The sequence below is a fragment of the Streptomyces sp. NPDC001339 genome (assembly GCF_042895955.1).
GTDB lineage: Bacteria > Actinomycetota > Actinomycetes > Streptomycetales > Streptomycetaceae > Streptomyces.
In genome coordinates this window covers 80,187-89,302 of sequence record NZ_JBIAWT010000018.1, presented here as the reverse complement: position 1 = coordinate 89,302, position 9,116 = coordinate 80,187, and the positions used below count along the sequence as shown (strand labels likewise).

At 70.2% G+C, this 9,116-nt stretch carries 7 protein-coding genes; 4 read left to right on the top strand and 3 right to left on the bottom strand.

Annotated elements, in window-relative coordinates; all coding sequences use genetic code 11:
* Positions 1-670: 670 nt before the first annotated feature.
* The gene (trpS, locus tag ACFY12_RS33655; protein WP_390719770.1) at positions 671-1,666 is read left to right on the top strand and encodes a tryptophan--tRNA ligase; all 996 of its coding nucleotides are present in this window, start codon (positions 671-673) and stop codon (positions 1,664-1,666) included.
* 172 nt (positions 1,667-1,838) lie between these two features.
* On the opposite strand, the gene proC is transcribed toward trpS, so the two are convergent.
* The gene (gene proC / locus ACFY12_RS33650; RefSeq protein WP_390719769.1) at positions 1,839-2,648 is read right to left on the bottom strand and encodes a pyrroline-5-carboxylate reductase; all 810 of its coding nucleotides are present in this window, start codon (positions 2,646-2,648) and stop codon (positions 1,839-1,841) included.
* Positions 2,649-3,034: 386 nt separating this feature from the next.
* Between proC and ACFY12_RS33645 the strand changes: the two genes are divergently transcribed.
* From ACFY12_RS33645 to ACFY12_RS33635, 3 genes are all read left to right on the top strand, one after another.
* Entirely contained in the window at positions 3,035-3,493 is a 459-nt protein-coding gene (locus tag ACFY12_RS33645; RefSeq protein WP_390719768.1) for a hypothetical protein, read from the top strand.
* Between the two features lie 357 nt (positions 3,494-3,850).
* Positions 3,851-5,560: a SulP family inorganic anion transporter gene (locus ACFY12_RS33640; protein WP_390719767.1), complete on the top strand. Its 1,710-nt coding sequence runs from the start codon at positions 3,851-3,853 to the stop codon at positions 5,558-5,560.
* Positions 5,561-5,796: 236 nt separating this feature from the next.
* Positions 5,797-7,257, top strand: a complete 1,461-nt coding sequence (locus tag ACFY12_RS33635; protein WP_390719766.1) for a M1 family metallopeptidase — start codon at positions 5,797-5,799, stop codon at positions 7,255-7,257.
* Positions 7,258-7,327: 70 nt separating this feature from the next.
* On the opposite strand, the gene sigJ is transcribed toward ACFY12_RS33635, so the two are convergent.
* Both sigJ and ACFY12_RS33625 read right to left on the bottom strand, forming a co-directional pair.
* Positions 7,328-8,392 (bottom strand): RNA polymerase sigma factor SigJ, encoded by a 1,065-nt coding sequence (gene sigJ / locus ACFY12_RS33630; RefSeq protein WP_390719765.1) that lies wholly within the window; start codon positions 8,390-8,392, stop codon positions 7,328-7,330.
* Between the two features lie 48 nt (positions 8,393-8,440).
* Positions 8,441-9,106, bottom strand: a complete 666-nt coding sequence (locus ACFY12_RS33625; RefSeq protein ID WP_390719764.1) for a hypothetical protein — start codon at positions 9,104-9,106, stop codon at positions 8,441-8,443.
* Positions 9,107-9,116 lie beyond the last annotated feature (10 nt).

Here is a 9,116-nt window from a genome sequence, read left to right as displayed (position 1 = left end):
CCTCCGGGCGCTTCCCTTCGGTCTTGCGTTTCCGACTCTATCAGACCCTCGCGGCTCCGATTTTCGCCGGTGCGATTCGGCCTTCCGGCCTCTTCACGATTCCAACCTTACCAGATCCGTTTCCGTCTCTGGCCCCCTGTTGGAGCGGGGTTGACCGTCCGGCTTTCGCTTTTCGGTCTTTCCGACTCTATCAGATCTTCATTCGTTCCGTTTCCGGTTCGAATTCAGGTCCGATTTCTTGTCGGAGCCACTACTTTAGCGGAATTCCTCGGTGGTTCATAATCGAGCCTCGGTCCGAATTCCGGCATGCCGAAATCGTTCCCGTTGAGGAGTCGTGCAGTAGTGGTGTGCCGCGATGCGGCGGGATGGCTGCCCGGGGCCTGTCGGCTCCGTGGCAACTCGGAGAACACTACACGAGGGGATGAGGTGCTTCAAACCCGTGCCGGATGGCCGAGGTGGGGGTACGTTGGGGCGCATGACTTCGCATGCGCCCGTGCGGCACGTACCGCACGCAGAGCACGTACAGCAGTGGTGGCACGCCTGACGGCGGCCGCCCAGCAGCGCATGCTTGACCACGGCCGCCGCTTCGGCGGCCGTTTGCGTATCTCCTTCTCGTAGCCGGCCGGCGGGCGCGGCGGTCTCCACGCACGGGATGTAAGGAGACGGAGAGATGACGCGGATCTTCAGTGGTGTGAAGCCGACGGGGCATCTGACGCTGGGGAACTACCTCGGGGCCATGCGGCGGTGGGCCGAGGAGGACCAGCACCGTGCGGACGCTTTGTTCTGCGTGGTGGATCTGCATGCGCTGACCGTGGAGCACGACCCGGCGCGGGTGCGGCGGCTGAGCCGGCAGGCCGCGACGCTGCTGCTGGCCGCGGGGCTGGATCCGGCGCTGTGCACGGTGTTCGTGCAGAGCCAGGTGGATGAGCATCTGCGGCTGTCGTACCTGATGGAGTGCACGGCGTCCGACGGGGAGATGCGGCGCATGATCCAGTACAAGGAGAAGGCGGCGCAGGAGGCGGCTCGGGGTGGGACCGTCCGGCTGTCGCTGCTGACGTATCCGGCGCTGATGGCGGCGGACATCCTGGCGTACGGGGCGCACGAGGTGCCGGTCGGGGAGGACCAGGCCCAGCATCTGGAGCTCACGCGGGATCTGGCGGTGCGGTTCAACCAGCGGTACGGGACGACGTTCGTCGTGCCGAGGGCGACGCATCCGGCAGTGGCGGCGCGGGTGATGGATCTTCAGGATCCGACGTCGAAGATGGGGAAGTCGGAGCAGGTCAGGACGTCCGGGATCGTCTATTTGCTGGATGAGCCGGAGGTGGTGCGGAAGAAAGTGATGCGGGCCGTCACGGACACCGGGAGTGAGGTGGCGTACGACCGGGAGAAGCGTCCGGGGGTGGCGAATCTGCTGGACGTGCTGGCGGCGTGCGCGGGCGGGGATCCGGAGCGGCTGGCGGAGGAGTACGACTCGTACGGGGCGCTGAAGGGGGATGTGGCGGCGGCAGTGGTGGAGACGCTGCGGCCGTTGCGGAAGCGGCATGCGGAGCTGGCCGCGGATCCGTCGTATGTGGATGAGGTGCTGCGGCGCGGTGCGGAGCGGGCGCGCGGCCTGGCTCGGCCGCGGGTGGATGCGGCGTTCCGGGCGTTGGGGTTGCTGGGTTAGTTAGTGCGGTTGCTGGATTAGTCAGGGGTGACCTCGGGGGGCAGCCGTTTGGGGCGCGGCTGCCCCCGGCGGGGTGGGGGGAGTGTGGCGGTCAGCCGGGGGGTGTGGCGGTCAGTCGCTGCCGATGTGGTGGTCAGCCGGGGGTGTGGTGATCAGCCCCCCGGTGTGGTCGTCAGCCGTTACCGGTGGCGAGTTCGCGGCTGCGGTCGCGGGCGGCTTCCAGGGCGGCGATGAGGGCGGCACGGACGCCGTGCCTCTCGAGTTCGCGGATGGCGCTGATGGTGGTACCGGCCGGGGAGGTGACGTTCTCGCGGAGTTTGACGGGGTGCTCGCCGCTGTCCCGGAGCATGGTGGCGGCGCCGATCGCGGACTGGACGATCAGGTCGTGGGCCTTGTCGCGAGGCAGACCGAGGAGGATGCCGGCGTCCGTCATGGCTTCGACCAGGTAGAAGAAGTACGCCGGGCCGGAGCCGGAGAGGGCGGTGGCGGCGTCCTGCTGGCTCTCCGGGACGCGGAGGGTCTTGCCGACGGTGGAGAAGATCTCCTCGGCGAGGGTGAGGTGGGCGGCGGTGGCGTGGCTGCCGGCGGAGATGACGGACATGGCCTCGTCGACGAGGGCGGGGGTGTTCGTCATGACCCGTACGACCGGGGTGCCGGCGGCCAGACGCTCCTCGAAGTAGGAGGTCGGGATGCCGGCGGCGCCGCTGATGACCAGACGGCCGGCGGGCACATGCGGGGCCAGTTCCCGGAGGAGGGTGCCCATGTCCTGGGGCTTGACGGTGAGGATGAGGGTGTCCGCGCACTTGGCGGCCTCGGCGTTGCTGACGGCTTCCACCCCGTAGCGGGCCTGGAGCTGCTCGGCGCGTTCCTGGCGGCGGGCGGTGACGAGGAGGTCGGACGGGGCCCACCCGCCGCGGATCATGCCGCTGAGGAGGGCTTCGCCGATTTTTCCGGTGCCGAGGACTGCGACCTTCTGGGTCATGGTGCGGTTCGTGCCTTTCCGCTGCGCTGTGCTGGGCTGGGCTGGGCTGGTGGCGTCGTCCTCGATCCTCGCATTGTGGGCGGGGGTGGGGTGGGTGTGTTCCGGTGGGTGGAATTGGTGGGGCTGGCCGGCGCCGGGCCAGTGGAGTGGTGACGTGGCCGGGCCGGTGGTAGCGGTGGAGTGCGGGAGGGCGCATGGGGGTGGAGGACGTGCGCCAGCGGGCGCCGGAGTGAACGGAAGCCTTCCTTCCTGTCGGATAACTCGACGTTTACGGTTCGGTTACACATCGAGTTGCGGTTCGGCATGTAAGGCCCGACACAATGGAGTGACGTGTCCAGCCGCGCCGGAGCCAGCCGGAACCGGCCCGAACCAGAAGGGCGACGACGATGGCGAAGATCCGGGTTGACGGCCTCGGCCGGCTCCTGTTGATCGTCGTGGCCGTCGTTCTCGCCCTGCCGACCGTCGCCGGTGGCACGTACGAAGAGTCCGCGGCGGCCGTACCGGCGAGGGCCGGTTCCGTCGGCGCCGGCACCGGCACCGGCCCCGGGGACCCCGCCCCCATGGGTTCCCCGGACCCCGCCCCGATGGCCGCGGACGCTCCCGATCATCCGAAGTACTCCGCCGACCGCGGCCACCCACGGCACAGCAGTGGCCACCCGCGGCGCAACGGTCGTTCGTCGGTCGCATGTGCCGCACAGGGGCGGTCCGTTACGCCCGTATCGACGGCGGAGCCGGTACGGACGAACGGCGGGACGGGTATCACCGCCGCACTGACCGGACGGCAGGCCGTACCGCTGTCGAGATCGGGTGAACTTCCGGTCCATCACGGCGTCTTCCGCTGCTGAGAGCACAGAGCCGCCCCAGGGCCTTCCCCGGCCCGCGCTTCTGACGGCGAGATCCAGCCGTCACTGCTCGCACCCCTCATGGCGCGCGTCCGCACGGCGCTGTGCGGTGGTCCGTGCACGCGGACCGCCCACGGCGCGGTGGGTCGCTGCTCGTGCTCGCACGCGTACATACGCACATACGTACATACGCACCTGTGGCTGTGCCAGTGGCTGTTGACAGTTTCAGCGGCCGTTGACTGTTTCAGTGCCGGTGCCAGTGCCAGTGCCAGTGCCAGTGCCTGCATGTGTACCTGTGCCCGTGCCGGCACCCGTGCCCGGGCGTGCGCCGACGTATCCGAATTCGCTGGAGGCATGCTCATGCGTAGGTTCCGCTCTGCCCGCCGCCACCCGTCCCAGCTGTCGATATCCGATCGGTCCACCCAATCCACTGTCCGGTCCGCCCAGTCCACCACCCAGTCCACCGTCCGGTCCCCTCAGTCCCCCGAGTCCGCGACCCGATCCGGCAAGTCCACGGCTCCGTCCGGCAAGTCCTCCCGGTCCCCCTCGTACTTCCACCCCTCGCGGGGCTCCCTCGCACTCTGGCGCGCCGACTTCACCGCGTCCCTCGTCGTCTTCCTCGTCGCTGTCCCGCTCTGCGTGGGGGTGGCCGTCGCCTCCGGGGTGCCGGCCGAGCTGGGGCTGGTCACCGGGATCGTCGGCGGGCTGCTCACCGGGCTGCTGCCCGGCAGCAGCCTGCAGGTCAGTGGTCCGGCCGCCGGGCTGACCGTGCTGGTCTACGAAGCGGTGCAGGAGTTCGGACTCGGCGCGCTGGGTGCGTTGGTGCTGGTCGCCGGGGTGCTGCAGCTGGCCATGGGGGCGCTGCGGCTGGGGGGCTGGTTCCGGGCTATCTCCGTCGCGGTCGTACAAGGAATGCTCGCCGGGATCGGGCTGGTGCTGATCGCCAGTCAGCTGTACACCCTGGCGGACGCCAAGGCACCGGGCAGCGGGCCCGCGAATCTGGCCGGGCTGCCGGAACTCGTGGCGGACACCGCCGGATCGGGTACGGCGCTGACGGCCCTGGCCATCGGGGCGTCGACCATCGCTCTGCTGCTGCTCTGGCCGCGGTTGCGGAAGGCGGCGCCACGGCTCCCCGGGCCGCTGGCACGAGTGGTGCTTCCGGTGACCCGGGTGCTGCCCGCGCCGCTGGTCGCGGTGGCGCTGGCGACCACCGTGGTGGCCGTGCTGGACCTGCCGGTGGCGCGGGTCGAGGTGCAGGGCCTGCTGGACGTCGTACGGCCGCCGGACGGCGCGGACTTCGCGCAGCTGACGGAGGCCGGAGTGCTGGCCGGTGCGGTGGGCACCGTGCTCGCCTTCACACTGATCGCGTCGGCGGAGTCGCTGTTCAGCGCGGCCGCGGTGGACCGGCTGCACGACGGGCCGCGGACCGACTACGACAAGGAGCTGATGGCGCAGGGCGCCGGCAACACGGTGTGCGGGCTGCTCGGCGCGCTGCCGATGACCGCGGTGATCGTCCGTAGTGCCGCGAATGTGCACGCCGGGGCCCGGACGAAGGCCTCCCGGGTGCTGCACGGGGTGTGGCTGCTGGTCTTCGCCGCACTGTTCCCGGCGGCGCTGGGCGTGGTGCCGATCGCGACGCTGGCCGGTGTGCTGGTGCATGCGGGCGGCAAGCTGATCCCGGTGAAGGAGTGGCGTCCGCTTTGGCGGGAGCACCGGGGCGAGGCGGTGGTGCTGCTGGTGACGGCGGTCGCGATCGTGGCCACCAACATGTTCGAGGGGGTGCTGCTGGGGCTGCTGATGGCGGTCGCCAAGTCCGCGTGGGAGACCTCGCACGTCCACCTGGAGGTCGAGGGCCTGGAGGGCGCCGGTGCGGTGCGCGTACGGGCCCTGGGCAATGCGACGTTCCTGCGGCTGCCGAAGCTGCTCGACCAGCTGGAGGCGCTTCCGCGGGACCGGGAGGTCGACCTGGATCTGTCCGGGCTGCGGCACCTCGATCATGCGTGTGCGGCGGCGCTCGGCAACTGGGAGGAGCAGCGACGCGGTCCGGACATTGACCGCGTGATCGCGTGATGGCGTGACCGTGTGATCGCGTGATCGCCACTACTCGGCACACCGCGTGATCACCGCTACTCAGCACACTGCGTGATCACCGCTAATCGGCGCACCGCGTGATCACTACTCGGCACACCGTCCACGCACCATGATCGATAACGGAGGGGCGGTACGGCGGAATTGCCCGTAGGGTCGTGGAACTGAGTTTGTGGAACTGAGTTTCTGGAACCGTGTTCGTCGACCCGAGGAGTGCCGTGAACCGCAGGCCCCTTCGCCGCTGCGGTGCGACCGCCGCCCTGTCCGTCGCCCTGCTGCTGTCCGCCTGCACGAGCAGTGCGGTGAACGCCGGTGGGGCGGCGGGCAGCGGCGGGCTGGGCGACCCGCTCTTCCCGGCGCTCGGCAACGGCGGCTACGACGTCCAGCACTACGGGCTCGACCTCAACTACGACATAAAGGGCAAGCACCTCACGGCCACCGCCGAGATCACCGCCCGGGCCGACCAGGACCTGCGCTCCTTCCAGCTGGACCTCCAGGGGCTGCGGGTCTCCTCCGTACAGGTCGACGGCGAGGACGCCGGCTTCTCCCGTAAGGGGCACAAGCTGATCGTGCGGCCAACTGGTGGGCTCAGGGAACGCGCCACGTTCCGTACGAGGGTCGCCTACGAGGGCACGCCGCAGGAGATGAAGGACGCGGACGGCGCCGCCGAGGGCTGGGTCAAGACCCCCGACGGGGCGTTCGTATCGGGCCAGCCCGCCGGTTCCATGACGTGGTTCCCCGGAAACAACCACCCCGCCGACAAGGCCACCTACGACTTCACCATCACCGTGCCGAACGGCCACACGGCCATCGCCAACGGAGAGCTGCAGTCGGAGAAGGTCACCGGCGGGAAGACCACCTTCGAGTGGCACAACGCCCAGCCGATGGCCACGTACCTCGCCACCGCCACCATCGGGACGTTCGACATCCGCCAGTACCGCACGCCCGACGGGCTGCCGCTGTACGTCGCGGTGGACCCGGCGGAGGCCGCCAAGAGCAAGGGGCCGCTGGAGCGGCTGCCGGAGATCATCAAGTGGGAGAGCGGGCTGTTCGGGGCGTACCCGTTCTCGTCGGCGGGCGCGATCGTCGACCACACCCCGCCGCGGGTCGAGTGGTACGCACTGGAGTCCCAGACCAAGCCGGTCTACGCCGGGGCGCCGGACACCGCGACCGTGGTGCACGAGATGGCCCACCAGTGGTTCGGCGACTCGGTGACGCCGAAGACCTGGAAGGACACCTGGCTCAACGAGGGCTTCGCGACATACGCCGAGTGGCTGTGGGAGGAGCACGAGGGCGGCAAGACGCCGCAGCAGCAGTTCGACGCGCTCTACCAGGACGGCGAGGGCGACGGGGACGGGGACGGGGACGGGGACGAGAACAAGGACGGGGACGGGGAAGACGGGCGCTGGGCCTTCCCGGCGGGCGACCCGGGCAAGCCGGAGAACGTGACCGCGACGCCCGTCTACGAGCGGGGCGCGATGGTGCTCCAGCAGCTGCGGAACGCCGTCGGCGACAAGACCTTCTTCAAGATCCTGAAGGAGTGGCCCGCCAAGTACCGCCATGCCAACGCCGATTCGCAGCAGTTCATTGCCTTTTGCCAGGAGCGGACGGACGAGGACCTGACCGATCTGTTCAAGGACTGGCTCTACGGCAAGGGGAAGCCGAACTGGGAGTACTGAGCACGGGGCTCTGAGCGCGGGACTCTGAGCACGGGGGCTCTGAGCACGGGGCCGCCGTCGCCGGAGTCGGTCAGTACTGGTCGAAGTCGTCGAAGTCGAGGTGCCCCAGCTTGTCGGGGTTGATGACGGCGTCGACCTGGGTGATCCGCCCCTGGCGCACGGTAAAGGCGAGGACCCCGGTCTGCTGCCCCGCCGCGTCGGCGTAGACGAGGCCGGGAGCGCCGTTGACGTCCACCAGGGCGAGCCGCAACGCGCCCTGGATGGCGCTCCGTTCGGCGTCCGGGGTGACCAGTTCGTGGGCGACGAGTTCACGGGTGACAAGTTCGCGGGTGTCGAGTTCGCGGGTTGCCAGTTCGCGGGTGACCAGTCCGCGCACGAAGCGGGCGACCTTCTCGCGGCCGAAGACCGGCCGGCGGGCCGCGGTCACCTTGCCACCGCCGTCCGAACGCCAGACGACCTCGGGGTCGAGTACGGCCAGCAGGGCGTCGAAGTCGGCGCCCATGACGGCGGAGCGGAAAGCCTCGACGGCACGGCGGTGTTCCGCGCGGTCGACGGTACGGCGCGGCGCCTCGGCCCGTACCCGCTTACGGGCCCGGGACGCCAACTGCCGTACGGAGTCCGGGGTACGGCCGACCGCCTCGGCGATCTCCGGGAAGGGGACCGCGAAGACGTCGTGCAGGATGAGGGCGGTGCGCTCGGCCGGGGTGAGCCGTTCCAGCACACTGAGCAACGCCATCCCCACCGACTCGTCGAGAGTGACCCGGTCTTCAGGGCTGTCGCCGGAGGAACCGCCCAGGCCACCGGAGCTGCCGGAGCTGCCGGAGCTGCCGAACCCGCCGGACGGTGTGCCGTCGGCCGCCGTGAGCAGTGGTTCCGGCAGCCACGGTCCGACGTACGTCTCACGCCGGGCGCGGGCCGCGCTCAGCAGGTCGTAGCAGACCCGGCTGACGACCGTGGTGAGGTAGGCGCGCGGGCTGGCCACCGGCGGCTCGTCGGGCAGCCCCTGCCAGCGCAGCCAGGTGTCCTGTACGGCGTCGTCGGCGTCGGTGACGGTGCCCGTGATCCGGTACGCGATGGCCCAGAGCCGTCCGCGCTGCTCCTCGAACTGCGCCAGCCGGTCGTGGCCACCCGTCATTCGCTCGCTCCTCCGGTTCGTCGTATTCGTCGTACGCAGCGTCCAGGCTCAGCGGCGCTTCTTGGACTTGTTGGACTTGCTGGCCTTGCTGGGCTTGCTGACCTTGTTCGGCTTGTTCGGCTTGTTCGGCTTGTTGGGCTTCTTGGCGGCCGGGTTGCCGGTACGGGCGCCGCGGCGGCGCTCGTAGCGCTCGCGGGCCGCCTCGTACTCGGCGCGGTGCAGCCGCTCCCCGGGCGCCTCGACCAGGCTTCGGCAGAAGTACGCGAGCAGCGTGCCGATGAAGCCGATCAGCATCAGGCTCTGGCCGGACCGCTCGGCGGCGCTCCGCGCGGAAGCGTCGGGGCGGCGGACGAAGCCGTCCCAGGTGCGACGGAAGGCCAGGGCGCTGCAGACGGCGAACCCGGCGACGACGAGGATGCCGACGAACGACCCGACCTCGGCGATCTCCAGTCCCTGGAACGCGAAGCGCAGGACGGCGGCACCGGCGGCGGCGAGCGCCAGCGAGCCCACCGCGACGCCGGCCCGGCGCAGGGCATAGCCGCCGTCGTGGTGGACCCAGGTGGTCCCGAAGAACCGGATCTCCTCCGGCTCGGGGCCGCCGTGTCCCTGACCGCCGTGCTCCTGACCGCCGTGCTCCTGCCCCCCGGACTCCGGGCCCCCGGGCTCCTGGCCCCCGCGCTCCGGGCCCCCGGAGGGCGTCTGCTGATCGCTCATGCCCCGATTA

What these genes read in the sequence shown, in the direction of transcription:
- ACFY12_RS33645 (WP_390719768.1), top strand. Translation starts at nt 3,035, where the DNA reads ATGGCGAAGATCCGGGTTGACGGCCTCGGCCGGCTCCTGTTGATCGTC.
- ACFY12_RS33640 (WP_390719767.1), top strand. Translation starts at nt 3,851, where the DNA reads ATGCGTAGGTTCCGCTCTGCCCGCCGCCACCCGTCCCAGCTGTCGATA.
- ACFY12_RS33625 (WP_390719764.1), bottom strand. Translation starts at nt 9,106, where the DNA reads ATGAGCGATCAGCAGACGCCCTCCGGGGGCCCGGAGCGCGGGGGCCAG.
- proC (WP_390719769.1), bottom strand. Translation starts at nt 2,648, where the DNA reads ATGACCCAGAAGGTCGCAGTCCTCGGCACCGGAAAAATCGGCGAAGCC.
- sigJ (WP_390719765.1), bottom strand. Translation starts at nt 8,392, where the DNA reads ATGACGGGTGGCCACGACCGGCTGGCGCAGTTCGAGGAGCAGCGCGGA.
- trpS (WP_390719770.1), top strand. Translation starts at nt 671, where the DNA reads ATGACGCGGATCTTCAGTGGTGTGAAGCCGACGGGGCATCTGACGCTG.